Here is a 14,226-nt window from a genome sequence, read left to right as displayed (position 1 = left end):
AAATGCATTGGAATTATAGAAGTGCTGTTCGTATGATGGGCCGCAGACGGTGCCCGCAAGAGGCGCCGCTACGCCGCGCACGGGACTCGCACCGCCGCGCGGCTCGTCAAATACGGAGACAGATTCAAATGAAGCAGCACTTGTTGTCGGCCGCCATCCTGGCGGCCTGTGCGGCCGTGGGCGCTCATGCCCAGGCCCAGGAAATCCCGCAGAAGACTTCGCCGCAGGCCGGTGCCTCGGCGCGTCCCGCTGGAGCCACCAGCGGACAGGTCACGATACGGCGCGATGGTTATGGCATGCCGCACGTGTACGCCAACACCGTGTATGGCATTTTCTATGGCTATGGCTACGCGGTGGCGCAGGATCGCCTGTTCCAGATGGAGATGGCGCGGCGCAGCACCCAGGGCCGCGTGGCTGAAGTGCTTGGACAGCCCATGGTAGCGTTCGACAAGTCCATCCGGGGAAATTTCTCGCCAGAGCGCATCCAGCGCCAGCTCGCGGCGTTGCCGGCATCGGAGCGCCAGATCCTGGACGGCTACGCGGCCGGCATGAATGCCTGGATCGCGCGGGTGCGCGCCGAGCCTGGCGGACTGATGCCCAAGGAATTCAACGACCTGCGCTTCCAGCCGGCGGACTGGACGGCCTACGACGTGGCGATGGTGTTCGTGGGCACCATGGCCAACCGCTTCTCCGACGCCAATAGCGAGATCGACAATTTGGCGCTGCTGACCGCGCTGAAGGACAAGCACGGCGATGAGCGCGCCATGCAGATCTTCAACCAGCTGCGCTGGATGACCGACAGCCGCGCGCCCACCACCGTGCCGGAGGAAGAGGGGGTGTACCAACCGGACGCCGCTCGTCCTTCCGCCAGGCTCTCCTATGCGTTGCCGCGCTACGAGGGCACGCCGCCCATGCTGGAACGCGTGGCGCGCGATCCGCAAACCCGCGGTGTGCTGGACGAAGCGCCTGCCGCGCTGCCGGCGCGACTGCTGGCCCAGTTTGCGGAATCGGGGCAACCGGGCATCGCAGGCTTTCCCACGACCAGCAACATGTGGATCGTGGGCCGCGACCATGCCAAGGACGCGCGCGCCATCCTGCTGAACGGACCGCAGTTCGGCTGGTGGAACCCGGCGTATACCTACGGGATCGGGTTGCACGGGGCCGGATTCGACGTGGTCGGCAATACGCCGTTTGCCTATCCCAGCATCTTGTTCGGCCACAATGCGCACGTGACCTGGGGCTCGACTGCCGGCTTTGGCGATGACGTGGACATCTACGCCGAAAAGCTGGATCCCAACGACCGCACCCGCTATTTCCATGATGGCGTCTGGAAGACGATGGAAAAGCGCACCGAGCTCATCGAGGTCAAGGACGCGCAGCCGGTGGTGATGGATGTCTACCGCACGGTGCACGGCATCGTCACGAAGTTCGACGACAAGCAGCGCGTGGCCTACGCCAAGGCACGCGCCTGGGAGGGCTATGAGCTGCAATCGCTGATGGCCTGGACCCACAAGGCGCAGTCCCGCAACTGGGACCAGTGGAAACAGCAGGCCGCGCGCCACGCCCTGACCATCAACTGGTATTACGCGGACGACAAGGGCAATATCGGCTACGCGCATACGGGGTTCTACCCCAAACGCCGTCCGGGCCACGATCCGCGCCTGCCCGTGCCTGGCACCGGCGAGATGGATTGGGACGGCATGCTGCCTTTCTCGACCAACCCGCAGGTGTACAACCCGCGCCAGGGCTTTATCGCCAACTGGAATAACCAGCCCATGCGCGGCTATCCCTCCACCGACCTGTTCGCCATCGTATGGGGCCAGGCGGATCGCTACGCCGAGATCGAGACGCGCCTGAAGGCCATGACAGCCAATGGCGGCAAGGTCAGCGCGCAACAGATGTGGGACCTGATCCGCACGACCAGCTATGCCGACGTGAACCGCCGCCATTTCCTGCCGTTCCTGCAGCAGGCGGTGCAAGGGCTGCCCGCGGATGACGCGCGGGCGCGGCTGGTTGCCGGGCTGGCATCGTGGGACGGCATGGGTACCAGCGACAAGCAACCGGGTTACTACGACCACACGGGTCCCGCGGTGATGGACGCCTGGCTGCGCGCCATGCTCAAGCGCACGCTGGCCGACGAGATGCCCGCCGATTTCTTCAAGTGGTACAGCGCCACCGGTTATCCGACGCAGGCGGCGCCTGCTACCGGGTCGGTCAACCTGACGGTGGGGGTGAAGGTGTTGTTCAATGCGCTGGCGGGTCGCGATGCGGGCGTGCCGCAGCAGTACGATTTCTTCAACGGCCAACGACCCCAGGATGTAACGCTGGCGGCCCTGGACGACGCGCTGGCGGCTTTGCGCAAGGCCTACGGCGAGGATCCCGCCCAGTGGCGCATACCTGCGCCTCCGATGGTGTTCGCGCCCAAGAACTTCCTGGGCGTGCCGCAGGCGGACGACAAGGCCGTATTGAGCTTCCCGGCCACCCAGAACCGCGGCACCGAGAACAACATGACGGTGTTCGATGGCAAGGGCGTGCGCGCGGTGGACGTGGTTGCGCCGGGACAAAGCGGTTTTGTCGCCCCGGACGGCACCCCGTCACCCCACGCGCGCGACCAGTTCGACCTTTACACCAGTTTCGGCAGCAAGCGGGTCTGGTTCACGGATGCGGAAGTGCGCGCCAACGCTAAGTCGGTAGAGACGTTGCGGTACTGACGGCGTAGCCACCCTGGTGGCTGGCCAGCCGCGCATAGACTCCTTGCCGCTTGAGCAATTGGTCGTGCGTGCCGGCCTCCGCCAGGGTGCCGCGTTCCAGCACCAGGATCAGGTCGGCATCGCGGATCGTCGACAGGCGGTGGGCGATGACCAGCGTGGTCCGGTGCCGCATCAGCACGTCCAGTGCGCCGCGTACCTGCATCTCGGACAAGGTGTCCAGGTGCGAAGTGGCTTCGTCCAGGATCAGCACCGGCGCATTCTTCAGGAAGGCGCGGGCAATGGAAATACGTTGCCGCTGGCCGCCCGACAGTTGCATGCCGCGTTCGCCCACGCGCGTGGCCAGGCCGTCCGGCAGGGTGCGCACGAAGTCGGCCAGCGCCGCCTGTTCCAGGGCGCGCGCCAGGTCCTGGGGGCTGGCCTCCGGCCGCGCCAGCCGGATATTGCCTTCCAGCGTGTCGTTGAACAGGTAGGTGTCCTGCGTTACCAGCGCCACGCGCTCGCGCAGGCCGTCCAGCTGCATTTCGCGCAGGTCCACGCCATCGAGCTTCACCTGGCCGGAGCGCGGATCCCAGAAGCGCAATAGCAGGCTGGCCACGGTGCTCTTGCCTGCGCCGGACGCGCCCACCACGGCCACGGTGGCGCCCGCGGGCACCTTGAAGCTCAGGTCGCGCAATGTGTCGTCGCGCTTGCCCGGATAGGCGAAGCTGACGTGCTCGAAGGCGAGCGAGAGGCCGTGCGCGGAGACCGGCGCTGGCCGCGGCCCGTCGACCACGGGCTCGGGTTCGTTGGCGACCACGTGCAGGCGGCGGGTGGCCGCGATGGTGTCGGCCAATTGCCGGCTGACCTGGGAAATCTCCGACACAGGCAAGAAGGTGGCCAGAGCGATCAGCACCAGCAGGGGCAGCATGCCGGCCGAGAGCACGCCTGCCGATACCTGAAGCGCGCCCACGACCGCTACCGCCAGGCCGCCCAGGCCCATCGCGATCTCGAAGCCCGCGGTCTGGCGAGACAGATCGTCCAGGATGTCCAGGCGGCGCGTCCGGTAGTGATCCGCCACACGCAGGAACTCGTCGCGCCGGCGGCCGGTGGCCTGGAAGGCGGTCAGGTCGGCCAGGCCCTGGATGGTGTCGGTGGTGTGCGCGCTCATCTCGCCCAAGGCCTCGCGCGCCTTGTCTCCCAGCGCATCGACCTTGCGCCGTCCGCGCACCGGCGACACCAGGGCATAGGCAAGAAAGGGCAGCAACGCCAGCGCCACGGGCCAGCTGTAGATTCCCAGAAAGCCCAGCACGGATAGCGGGACCAGCACCGAAACGATGGCTGGCGCGATCGTATGGGCGTAGAAGTACTCGACCATCTCCACATCCTGCGTGGCCAGCGCGACCAGGTCGCCGGAGCGGCGCTGCAGCAGGTACGCCGGCGCCAGCCGTTCCAGCTTGTCGTAGAGCTTGACCCGCATATCGGCCAGCAACTGGTAGGCCATGGCGTGCGCCAGCCAGGATTCCAGCCAGTGGAACAAGGCGGCCAGGGGCGCGGCGATCAGCAGGCCAGCAATCAGGGCGGAACAGTCGCGGCCGTCGCGGATGGCCGCGACGATCAACGCGCTGAACACGCCAACGCCGATGTAGGCCGCGACCCGCGCCACGCCCAGCAGGATGGTGGCCGTCAGGGTGCCGCGCCATGGCCGCACCACGGAAAGCAGCGTGCCGAGGGTGGCGCGCCAGCCGACCTGGGCGGCATCCTCGTCCAGCGCGCGCAGGGCAGGGCCTTGCGCGCCGGACTCCTGGCCGGTGCCGTCGCGGTCCGGCGCCGCCGTGGTAACGGCTGTCGCTGCGGCGGCGGATCCTGCCGAGGGATTGCGGTGCGCCGCGGCCTGTTCGTGCATCAGGCGGTGGTACAGGCCTCCTTGACGCATCAGCTCGGCGTGCGGACCGGATTCCGCGATCCGCCCCTGGTCCAGCACCAGGCAGCGGTCGGCGCCGATGACGCTGGCCAGCCGATGCGCCAGGATCAGCGTGGTGCGGCCCGCCATGAGGCGGTCCAGCGCCTGTTGGATCAGCGCTTCGTTCTCCGTATCGACCGAGGATAGCGCTTCGTCCAGGATCAGGATGGGCGCGTCGCGCAGCAGGGCGCGGGCAATCGCCACGCGCTGCCGCTGGCCGCCGGACAGCTGCAGGCCGCGTTCTCCGATGCGGGTGGCGTAGCCGTCGGGCAACGCCATGATGAAGTCGTCGATGTTGGCGGCGCGTGCGGCGGCGCGCACCTGCTCAGGCGTGGCGTCGGGGCGGCCCAGCCGCAGGTTGTCGTCGATGGTGCCGTGGAACAGCGTGATGTCCTGGCTGACCAGCGCGATATGCGACAGCAACGCCTGCGTGTCGAGTTCGTTCACGTCCTGGCCGCCGATGCGGATGCTGCCCGACTGGGGCACGCATTCGCGCAGCAGCAGGCGCACGATGGTGGACTTGCCGGCCCCGCTGGGGCCGACCACGCCGACGCGTTCGCCTGCGGCGATGCGGAAGCTGAGGCCTTGATGGGCGCGGCGGTCAGGCGTGTAGGAAAAGGCTACGTTGTCGAATTCGATGGTGGGGGCGAGCCGCGCGGGCGCCTTGCCGCCGACCGTGGGCGCGGGCGTCAGGGGCTGGGCGTCCGTCAGCGCATGGATGCTGGCGGCTGCCGACTGGCCCAGCATGCCCCGGTGCAGCACCGAGCGCAGGTCGCGCAGCGGTCGGAAAATCTCGGTGCCGGCCATCAGCACGATCAACAGCGCTTCCACGCTCATGTCCCCGTGGGCCACGCGCCAGGCGCCCAGCGTCAGCGCCAGCGCCGCACCCAGCGCCACGCCCAGATCGCTGATGCCGCGGGTCAGCAGGCTGACCGACAGCACCCAGAACGTGTTGTTCGACAGGCTGCGGGCGCGGGCCGCCAGGCGTTGGCCCCAGGCCTTGCCCTGACCGTAGGATTTGAGGGTCGGCAGGCCTTGAACCGCATCCAGGAAGTCCTCGCCGAAATCATTCAGCGACTTCGTGCGGGCCAGGCTGGCGCGGCGGTCCAGCATGTGCACCGCCATCGGGCCGAACAGCGCAAACAACGCCGCCGCCAGGAACACCAGCGCAGTGGGCACGTCCCAGAACGCAATCACGGCAAAGATGGCGAAGGGGGCGGCGGCGGCAATCGCCACTTGTGGCAGGTACTGGCCGAAAAAGGCCTGCAATTGCTCGACCCCATCCACCACCGTCAGCATCACGCCGCCGGTGCGCTGGTTGGCGAACCAGGCCGGCCCCAGGGCCACGATCCGGTCATAGAGCCGGGCGCGCAGCGCATGCTGGACCGTGGCCGCGCAGCGGTTGGCCTGCACGGTGCGCCAGTGGTCCAGGAAGGCGCGCAAGAGCACCATGGCGGCGGCGCATAGCGCGGGCGCGATCCAGTCCTGCCAGGCGGCGCCATCGAACACCCGGGCCAGCAATTGGCCCAGGAACACGTAGCGGGCGATGCCGGCCGCCAACGCCAGCAGTCCCAGGAAAATGCCGCCCGCCATGCCGGCGCGCAAACCCGCCGTCAACTGCCATAGGCGCGAATCGAAATACATAGCAAACTCCTTTCAGTGTTTGCATGGTCACTGATCCCGCGCCCTGGCGAAAGCGATAGTTTTTCAATCATGGGTTGAGCTAGACTTGACCCATGGCCGATCTCCCCAACCATACCCCACCCCTGGCGGCCCTGCGCGCCTTCGAGGCCGTCGCCCGTCTGGGCAGCCTGAGCCGCGCCGCCGCCGAGCTACATGTCACCAAGAGCGCCGTGAGCCATCAGTTGCGCGCGCTGGAGGCCGATCTGGGCGTTGCGCTGCTGCGCCGAGGGGGGACGGTGCGCCGCGCCGAAACCACTGCGGCGGGCGCCGACCTGCTGGCTTCCGTGCAACAGGCCTTGACCCTGCTGGAGACCGCCTGCCGCAACGTGCGGGCTTCCGCCCGGGGCAAACGGCGCAATACCCTGAACGTTTCCGCCAATCCCTCGCTGGCCGCCATGTGGCTGGCGCCCCGTATCGGACGTTTCATCGAGCTGCATCCCGGCATCGACATCCAGGTGTATCTGCATGCCAGCCAGGACCCGGCCTGGAAAAGCCAGGACATCGACCTGGCATTCCTGCACGTGCGCGCCATGGGGCCGCATATTGCCGAACCTGGCGACATTCCGCTCATGACCGAGACAGTGGTGCCCGTCTGCAGCCCCGCGCTGGTGGATCCAGCCGAGCGTGGCGACCCCAGCGTCTTTCTGCGCCACCGCTGGCTGGAGGAAAAACACGTGGACAGCCCCGAAACCGACTGGCGGACCTGGAGTCCAAGGTTGGGCCTGGCCGAAACCGACTGGCAGGAACCCATGGTGCTGAGCGGGCTGAGCACGGTTGCCGCGGCGGCTGCCGCCGGAGTCGGCATCGCGCTGGGGCGCGCGCCGCTCATCGACGAGGAACTGGCCAGCGGTCGGCTGGTGCCCCTGGTGCCGCAGTTGCGCATGCCCGGTTCCTGGGGCTACGTCATGCGCATCCAGGCCAACCGCCCGATGGACGCCGCCTTGCCGACGCTGGTGGAATTCCTGGCCGAAGAGGGGCGTAGCACCGGCGCGTGGCAGCACCAGGCCGAAGCGGCGCGCTGAGGCCGCTGGCCAGGCTGACGGCTCAGTCGGAGCCGCCGCGGCCGCGCGGCGGTGAACTGATGGTGACCGCCGAAGTGACGATCAGCTCCATCAGGATGTTGCGGGCCAGATTCTCGGCATAGTCATTGCGCGCTTCCGCCGTGGCGATGGCGCGTTCCACCGAGCCCTCCACGATGGCGTTGATCTGCTGGATGTGCAGCTCGCAGATCTGTACCAGGTCCGGATGGCGCTTCTGATGGAAGTACAGGAAGCGGCGGGCCAGCGTCTGCAGCATGGCGTGGAACTCGGCCGCGTAGCTGTTGCGCGAGGCGGCGCCGATCTGGCTGGTCAGGGAAAAATGCAGGCGCATGTACATGCGCATGTCGTTCACGGCTTTCAGGTCTTCGAGCTCACGGGCCAGCCGCGCCAGTTCGGCGCGCTCGGCGTCGTCGGCCCACTGCGCCGCCTGGGCCACGATCAGCCGCTCGATCTCGCGCCGCGCCTGGATGATCTTCAACTGCCCTTGGTAGTCGATCTCGGAAATGAAAATGCCCTGGCGCGGCGCGATTTCCACCAGGCGCTGGAATGCCAGTTTCTGCAGCGCGTCGCGCACCGGCGAACGGCCGATGCCGACGCGCTCGCTCAGGGTGGTTTCCGACCACTGGCTCCCCGGCGGCAGTTCGCCGGTGACGATCATTTCCTCCAGGGCGCAATAGGCCTTTTCGGTTTGACTGACAGCCGTGCGGCCAAAGAGGGGCGAGGGTTGGGTCATGGAGTCGGAAGCACGCGTTGTTGGAGTTCGCGTTTTAACACTTTGCCGGTGCTGTTTTTTGGCAGTTCCTCCAGAAAGACGTAGCGCTTGGGCCGCTTGAAGCGCGCGATGGACGCCAGGCACAGGCGGTCCAGCTCCTGGTCCGAGACCTGGGCGCCCGGCTTCAGTACCACAAAGGCCAGTACCGATTCGCCCCATTCAGGATCCGGGCTGCCGACCACAGATACCTCCTGCACGGCTTCGTGGCGCATCAGCGTCTCTTCCACTTCGCGCGGATAGATGTTGGTTCCGCCGCTGATAATGACGTCCTTGGACCGGTCTTTCAGGTGCAGCAGCCCGCGTTCGTCCAGGATGCCGATATCCCCCGTGCGCAGCCAGCCATCCACGAGCGTGTCGGCGCTGGCGCGTGGATTGTTCCAATAGCCCTGCATGACGGTCGGTCCGCTGACGGCGACTTCGCCCAGTTCGCCTGGAGCCACCTTATGGCCGGCGGCGTTGCGCAGTTCCACCTCCATGGACGACTGCACATAGCCAACCGAGCCCAGCAGCGCGTCGTCGTTGCAGGCCACGGCGGCACCCACCTGGGCCGCGGACAGTGCAGAGATAGACATGGGGCTTTCCCCTTGTCCGTAGATCTGCGCCACGCGAGCGCCAAAGCAGGTCACGGCGTCCTTGATGTCTTCGACGTAGAACGGCGCGCCGCCCACGATCAGCGTGCGCAGACCGGGCGGCGGGCCGCCTGCCTGGCGGGCGTGGCGCACCATGCGCTGCACGATGGTGGGCGAGGCGAACAGGCTGACGTTGCGGTAGTGCGCCAGCAGCCCGGACAGCTCGTCCTCGTCCAGGCCGCCGCTGTCGGGGACGACTTGCAAGGCGCCATGCAGCCAGTACGGAATGCTATAGAGACCGCCGCCATGCGACAGCGGCGCCACGTGCACCATGGTGTCGCCGGGCTGCACCGACTGCACGTCGGCGTAGAAGTTAAGGCACATGCCGACCAGGTTGGCATGACTGAGCATCACGCCCTTGGGCTTGCCGGTAGTGCCGCTGGTATAGAACAGCCAGGCCAGTTCCTGCGACGGCCGCGTTTCCAGCGCCCGTGGCGGGCCCATGGCGCCCGCCGCGTAATCCGCGGATTCCACGTCGATTACGCGCGTTGCTTCGAGACCGCGGGCAACGGGAGCCAGCGCTTGCAGCAGCTCGCCTTGGGACAGGCACAGGCGCGCATCGCAGTCGCGCAGTATGTATTCGAGTTCGTTGGGATGCAGCTTGGCATTGACGGGCACGGCGCACAGGCCGGCGTGCCAGATGGCCAGCATCGATTCGATGTAGCTGGGATGGTTGCGCAACGCCAGCATGACGCGCTGGCCGGGCGTAAGGCCCAGCGGGCCGCGCAGCCAGCCGGCCAACGCCTGCACGCGAGCCTGGAGCTGGGCGTAGCTGAGGGGATCACGGGTGCCGGCGGCCAGCGCGGGCTGGTCGGCGTAGGTGGCGGCGCTGCGGTGAAAGAGAGAGCTGAGATGCATGGCGGTCTCTGGATTGATGGGGAACGCGGGTCAGCGGCCAAGCAGGGTGATGCACGTCACCGCCTCTTCCACGCCATTGAAGCCGCCGCCGTTTTCGGCGATGGCGAAGCGCGCGCCTTCGACCTGGCGGGCGCCGGCCTCGCCGCGCAGCTGGATCACCATTTCATGGACTTGCGCCAGGCCGGTTGCGCCAATGGGGTGCCCGCGCGACAGCAGGCCCCCCGACACGTTGATGGGAATGCGGCCGCCCAGGCTGGTGGCGCCGGATTCGGCCATCGGCCCGCCTTCGCCGAATGCGCAGAAGCCCAAGGCCTCCGTCTGCTGGATTTCGGCGAACGCGGTAGCGTCATGGACTTCCGCCAGCGACATGTCCTGCGGGCCGACGCCGGCGTGTTCGTACGCTTCGAGCGCGGCCAGGTGGCACAGGTGCAGGTCGTAGCGGTCAGCCGGGCGATCGGTGGCGGTGCGCAGCACGCTCGCATGCAGGCGCACGGCGCGGGCGCGCTGCAGGCGTTTCAAGCCCTGGGCGTTGCAGACGATGGCGGCCGCGGCGCCGTCGCTGATGGGGGCGCACATGGGCAGCGTCAGCGGCCAGGACACGGGCCGCGCGGCAAGGGCCTCTTCGATCGTCATCGGGTACTGGAACTGGGCCAGCGGGTTGCGGGTGGAATGCATGTGGTTCTTTGCGGCCACCGCGGCAAGCTGGCGCTGAGTGGTGCCGAAGGTCTTCATGTGCAGCCGCGCCAGGCTCGCGTAGATGTCCATGAACACGCTGCGCTTGCCCGGCTCCTCGAACCCGGGCGGCGGCGTCACGTCGGGCGCCAGCGCCAGCAGGCGGGACATCTGCGCCGGCGCGTCATGCACGTCCCAGGCGCCGTCGAACACGGCGAAGCTCTTGGCCTTGTCTTCGGAATACAGCTTGTCCACGCCGACGGCCAGGCAGATGTCGCCCGCGCCCGAGGCCACGTACAGGTGCGCGGCGTTCAGCGCGGTGCTGGAGCTGGCGCAGGCGTTTTCCACGTTGATGACGGGTATGCCGACGATGCCCATGGCCTTGAGCGCCACTTGGCCTGCCACCATGTATTGGCCCTCGATGGAACCCTGGCCGGCGGTGGCGAAGTAGGCCGCCTGCAGGTCGGCGGCATCGCAGCCCGCATCGGCCAATGCCTGGGTGACCGCATCGCTGACCAGATCCTTGACGCTCCTGGACGGCTGTTTATCGAAGCGGGTGATGCCCACGCCCGCGATGTAGGTGGTGTCGTTGCTCATGCTTGGATGCCCGTGGTGAGGATGGATTCGATGATGTGGCGGTCGGCCTCGACGTCCGCGGCCGATCCGCTCCAGGCGATTTCGCCGTGGTCCAGCACGTACTGGCGGTGCGCCAGCCGCGCCGGCACCTTGAGGTTTTGTTCGACCAGCACGATGCCGGTGCCCTGACGGTGGACCTCTGCGAATACCTCGATCAGTTCGTTGACGATGCGCGGCGCGAGGCCCTCCGTCGGCTCGTCCAGCAGCAGGACGCGCGGATTGCCGAGCAGGGCGCGCGCGATCGACAGCATCTGCTGTTCGCCGCCGGACAATTGGTCGCCATGAAAACCGATGCGTTCGCCCAGCCGCGGGAAGACTTGCAGCACCCGCTCCTGCGTCCAGTAGCCTGGTTGGTGCGCGAGCGCGCCCATGCGCAGGTTTTCCCGCACGGTCAGGTTGGGGAAGATGCGGCGTGTGTCGGGCACCAGCGCGATGCCGCCGCGGCTGATCTGTTCGACTGCCCGGCGCGTGGCGTCCTGGCCCGCAAGCAGGCGGCTGCCCGAGGACAGGGGCAACAGCCCGATCAGCGTCTTGAGCACGGTGGACTTGCCTGCGCCATTGCGCCCCACGATGGCGACGATTTCGTCCTGGGCGGCGCGCAGGCCGATGTTCTTGAGCGCCAGCGCCTGGCCGTAATGGACGCTGGCATGCTGCAGTTCGATCATGCCGCCACCTCTTCGCCCAGGTAGACCGCGCGCACGGTGGCGTCGTCGCGGATCGCGGCCGGCGGCCCCTCGGCCACCTTGCGGCCGTTGGACAGCACCACGATGTGTTCCGATAGCGTCATGATCACGTCCATGTTGTGTTCTATGAGCAGCACCGTCCGGCCGGTGGCGGCATGCCGGATGAGGCGGGTGGCGGCGGCGATTTCGTGGTGGCCGACGCCGGCCAGGGGCTCGTCCAGCAGCAGGATGCGCGGGTTCGGCAGCAGGGTCAGGCCCAGTTCCAGTGCGCGTTGCAAGCCATACGACAAAGTACCCGCCACGGTGTCGCGCCAAGCTGCCAGATCGGTCAGTTCGAGCATGGCGTCGATGGTGGATGCCAGGCGGCGGTCATAGCGCGGCGCAAGCCAGAAGGGCAGCAGGTGAGAGTGGCTGATCTGCGCGGCGATGCGCAGGTTCTCCAGCACCGTCATCTCGGGGAAGATCTTGGTGATCTGGAAGCTGCGGCCGATGCCGTGCCTGGCGCGTTCATAGGCACGCAGGCGCGAGATGTCGGTGCCGTGGCACCGGATGCGCCCTCCGTGGCCGGGAAGGTTGCCGGACAGCACGTTGAGCAGGGTTGTCTTGCCCGCGCCGTTGGGGCCGATCAGGCCGTAGACGCGGCCAGTCTCGAAGGCGTAGCTGAAGTCCTCGATGGCGCGCAGCGCGCCGAAGTTCACGCTGACCTGTTCGCACTGCAGGGCGACGTTGCTCATGAGGGGCTCCCTTCGCGCGGGGTCAGCGGCACGCCGGGCGTGGGCGGACTGGCAGGCGCGGGCACCGCGGGACGCTTGCGATTCCAGCGGGCCTGCAGGGCGCCCAGTACTCCTTGCGGGAAATACAGCGTGGCCAGGATGAAGACCAGCCCCAGGATGCCGTACCAATAGGGCGTCCAGCCGCTGAGCCATTCCTTCAGGGCTTCAAACAGCAGTACACCCGCCACCGGCCCCCATAGCGTGCCGGCGCCGCCCAGCAAGGTCATGATGATGACGTCGCCGGACGTGGTCCAGTGCAACATCTGGGGGTTCATGTACATCAGCACCGCGGCCAGCAGCCCGCCCGCCAGGCCGCCGACGGCGCCGGACACCAGGAAGGTAATCTGCTTGAGGCGTTGCACGTTGTAGCCCAGTTGGGCCGCCCGGATTTCGTTCTGGCGCACGCCTGCCACCGCGCGGCCGAAGGGCGATGCGCGCAGCATGGCCATCAGCGCCATCACCAGTGCAAACACGGCGGCGACATACCAATAGAAGTTCACGGTGTCGAAGAAGTCGATGCCGGCGAGTTCCGGCCGGCCGATGCCGGGCAGGCCGTCCGCGCCGCCGGTCCATTCACGCAGCTTGCTGTCGGCCAGGATGTACATGAGCTGCGAAAGCGCCAGCGTGACCAGCGCGAAAAAGATTCCCGAGACCCGCAGCGCGAAAACGCTGAAGATCCAGGCGCAGGCCGCACCGGCCAGGATAGCGAGCGCCAGGCCGGCCTCGAACGACAGGCCGTAGCGCTGCGTGGCCAGCGCCAGCGCATAGCCGCCCGTGCCGAGGAAGGCCGCATGACCGAAGGACACCATGCCCAGCAGCCCGAACACCAGGTCGAAGCCCACGGCGAATATCGACCACACCATGATCAGGATGCTCAGGTTCAACAGGAAATCGTTTTGCGTGCAGAAGGGCACCGCGATCACCGCGGCGGCCACGCCGGCCGCCATGGCGGCATCTTGGCGGGAAGTCGTCATGCCAGCCTCGCTTGACGGGAGAACAGTCCTTGGGGACGGGTGAGCAGGGTGGCGATCAGCATGGCGAACGTCAGGATGTCCACCCAGCTGGGCATGAAGGTGTAGCCCACCGCGCGGACCATGCCGATCAGCAGCGATGCGGCGACCACGCCGCGTATATTGCCCAGCCCGCCCAGGATCACGACGATGAAGCAGTCGATGATGGTGTTGGTGGCCATGCCCAGCTCAATGGGGAACAGCGGGGCGGAGATGGCGCCCGCCAGTCCGGCCAGCGCCGCGCCCACGCCGAATACGGCGCTGCGGATGGTGGCGGCGGGCAGCCCCAGGATGCGCACCATTTCGCCGTCGCTGCTGGCGGCGCGCACCAGCATGCCGAAGGTGCTTTTCTCCAGCACGAAAAACAGCGCGGCCGATACCAGCAGGCCGAAGGCGATGACGAACAGGCGATAGACGGGAATGGTGCTGCCGGCCAGGTCGACCGTGCCCGACAGCAGCGCCGGCATCGGCGTTTCCTGATACCCCAGGCCCCAGACGAACTTCACGGCTTCGCTGATGACCAGGATGAAGCCGAAAGTCAGGATCAGCTGGTAGAAATGCGGGCGGCTGTACAGCGGCCGCAGCGCCAGCCGTTCGATGGCCAGGCCGGCGAGCCCGACGCCCGCCGTTGCGACGATCAGGCCGGCGATGAATGAACCTGTGCGCAACTGGATGTCGAAGGCCAGGTAGGCGCCCAGCATGTACAGGGCGCCATGGGCGAAGTTGATGACGCCCAGCATGCCGAAGATTAGCGTAAGGCCGGATGCCAGCAGGAACAGCAGCATTCCCAGGCTCAGGCCGATGATCACGGTGGACATGG

At 67.4% G+C, this 14,226-nt stretch carries 10 protein-coding genes; 2 read left to right on the top strand and 8 right to left on the bottom strand.

The window, feature by feature from the left end; all coding sequences use genetic code 11:
- Nucleotides 1-128: 128 nt before the first annotated feature.
- Nucleotides 129-2,711, top strand: coding sequence for a penicillin G acylase (locus VCS63_RS22875; protein WP_323881081.1), 2,583 nt, complete (start codon nt 129-131; stop codon nt 2,709-2,711).
- Here the strand turns inward: VCS63_RS22875 and VCS63_RS22870 are convergent.
- Nucleotides 2,683-6,294: an ABC transporter ATP-binding protein gene (locus VCS63_RS22870; protein ID WP_323881080.1), complete on the bottom strand. Its 3,612-nt coding sequence runs from the start codon at nt 6,292-6,294 to the stop codon at nt 2,683-2,685. The genes VCS63_RS22875 and VCS63_RS22870 overlap by 29 nt on opposite strands.
- A gap of 92 nt (nt 6,295-6,386) precedes the next feature.
- Between VCS63_RS22870 and VCS63_RS22865 the strand changes: the two genes are divergently transcribed.
- Entirely contained in the window at nt 6,387-7,355 is a 969-nt protein-coding gene (locus VCS63_RS22865; RefSeq protein ID WP_323881079.1) for a LysR substrate-binding domain-containing protein, read from the top strand.
- A gap of 22 nt (nt 7,356-7,377) precedes the next feature.
- On the opposite strand, the gene VCS63_RS22860 is transcribed toward VCS63_RS22865, so the two are convergent.
- From VCS63_RS22860 to VCS63_RS22830, 7 genes are read right to left on the bottom strand one after another with little or no spacing between them, the layout of a single operon-like run.
- Entirely contained in the window at nt 7,378-8,106 is a 729-nt protein-coding gene (locus tag VCS63_RS22860; protein WP_042793160.1) for a GntR family transcriptional regulator, read from the bottom strand.
- Nucleotides 8,103-9,632 carry a class I adenylate-forming enzyme family protein gene (locus VCS63_RS22855; RefSeq protein WP_323881078.1) on the bottom strand — a complete coding sequence of 510 codons (1,530 nt, stop codon included), beginning with the start codon at nt 9,630-9,632 and terminating at the stop codon, nt 8,103-8,105. The genes VCS63_RS22860 and VCS63_RS22855 overlap by 4 nt, the downstream gene beginning before the upstream one ends.
- 30 nt (nt 9,633-9,662) lie before the next feature.
- The gene (locus VCS63_RS22850; RefSeq protein ID WP_323881077.1) at nt 9,663-10,901 is read right to left on the bottom strand and encodes a thiolase family protein; all 1,239 of its coding nucleotides are present in this window, start codon (nt 10,899-10,901) and stop codon (nt 9,663-9,665) included.
- A complete protein-coding gene (locus tag VCS63_RS22845; protein ID WP_042793162.1) occupies nt 10,898-11,605 on the bottom strand; it encodes an ABC transporter ATP-binding protein in 708 nt (235 codons plus the stop codon). Before VCS63_RS22845 ends, VCS63_RS22850 begins: the two co-directional genes overlap by 4 nt.
- Nucleotides 11,602-12,357 (bottom strand): ABC transporter ATP-binding protein, encoded by a 756-nt coding sequence (locus tag VCS63_RS22840; protein ID WP_323881076.1) that lies wholly within the window; start codon nt 12,355-12,357, stop codon nt 11,602-11,604. The genes VCS63_RS22845 and VCS63_RS22840 overlap by 4 nt, the downstream gene beginning before the upstream one ends.
- A complete protein-coding gene (locus VCS63_RS22835; protein WP_253637318.1) occupies nt 12,354-13,370 on the bottom strand; it encodes a branched-chain amino acid ABC transporter permease in 1,017 nt (338 codons plus the stop codon). Before VCS63_RS22835 ends, VCS63_RS22840 begins: the two co-directional genes overlap by 4 nt.
- A complete protein-coding gene (locus VCS63_RS22830; protein WP_042793164.1) occupies nt 13,367-14,224 on the bottom strand; it encodes a branched-chain amino acid ABC transporter permease in 858 nt (285 codons plus the stop codon). The genes VCS63_RS22835 and VCS63_RS22830 overlap by 4 nt, the downstream gene beginning before the upstream one ends.
- Nucleotides 14,225-14,226: the final 2 nt, after the last annotated feature.

It is taken from the genome of Achromobacter sp. D10, from assembly GCF_035282245.1.
GTDB classification, from domain to species: Bacteria; Pseudomonadota; Gammaproteobacteria; order Burkholderiales; family Burkholderiaceae_B; genus Achromobacter; species Achromobacter insolitus.
This window is presented reverse-complemented; position numbering and strand designations above follow the sequence as displayed.

Bases quoted from the DNA above. Each gene is read 5' to 3' on its own strand.
- VCS63_RS22870 (WP_323881080.1), bottom strand. From the start codon at position 6,294: ATGTATTTCGATTCGCGCCTATGGCAGTTGACGGCGGGTTTGCGCGCC.
- VCS63_RS22875 (WP_323881081.1), top strand. From the start codon at position 129: ATGAAGCAGCACTTGTTGTCGGCCGCCATCCTGGCGGCCTGTGCGGCC.
- VCS63_RS22850 (WP_323881077.1), bottom strand. From the start codon at position 10,901: ATGAGCAACGACACCACCTACATCGCGGGCGTGGGCATCACCCGCTTC.
- VCS63_RS22845 (WP_042793162.1), bottom strand. From the start codon at position 11,605: ATGATCGAACTGCAGCATGCCAGCGTCCATTACGGCCAGGCGCTGGCG.
- VCS63_RS22855 (WP_323881078.1), bottom strand. From the start codon at position 9,632: ATGCATCTCAGCTCTCTCTTTCACCGCAGCGCCGCCACCTACGCCGAC.
- VCS63_RS22865 (WP_323881079.1), top strand. From the start codon at position 6,387: ATGGCCGATCTCCCCAACCATACCCCACCCCTGGCGGCCCTGCGCGCC.
- VCS63_RS22830 (WP_042793164.1), bottom strand. From the start codon at position 14,224: ATGTCCACCGTGATCATCGGCCTGAGCCTGGGAATGCTGCTGTTCCTG.
- VCS63_RS22835 (WP_253637318.1), bottom strand. From the start codon at position 13,370: ATGACGACTTCCCGCCAAGATGCCGCCATGGCGGCCGGCGTGGCCGCC.
- VCS63_RS22840 (WP_323881076.1), bottom strand. From the start codon at position 12,357: ATGAGCAACGTCGCCCTGCAGTGCGAACAGGTCAGCGTGAACTTCGGC.
- VCS63_RS22860 (WP_042793160.1), bottom strand. From the start codon at position 8,106: ATGACCCAACCCTCGCCCCTCTTTGGCCGCACGGCTGTCAGTCAAACC.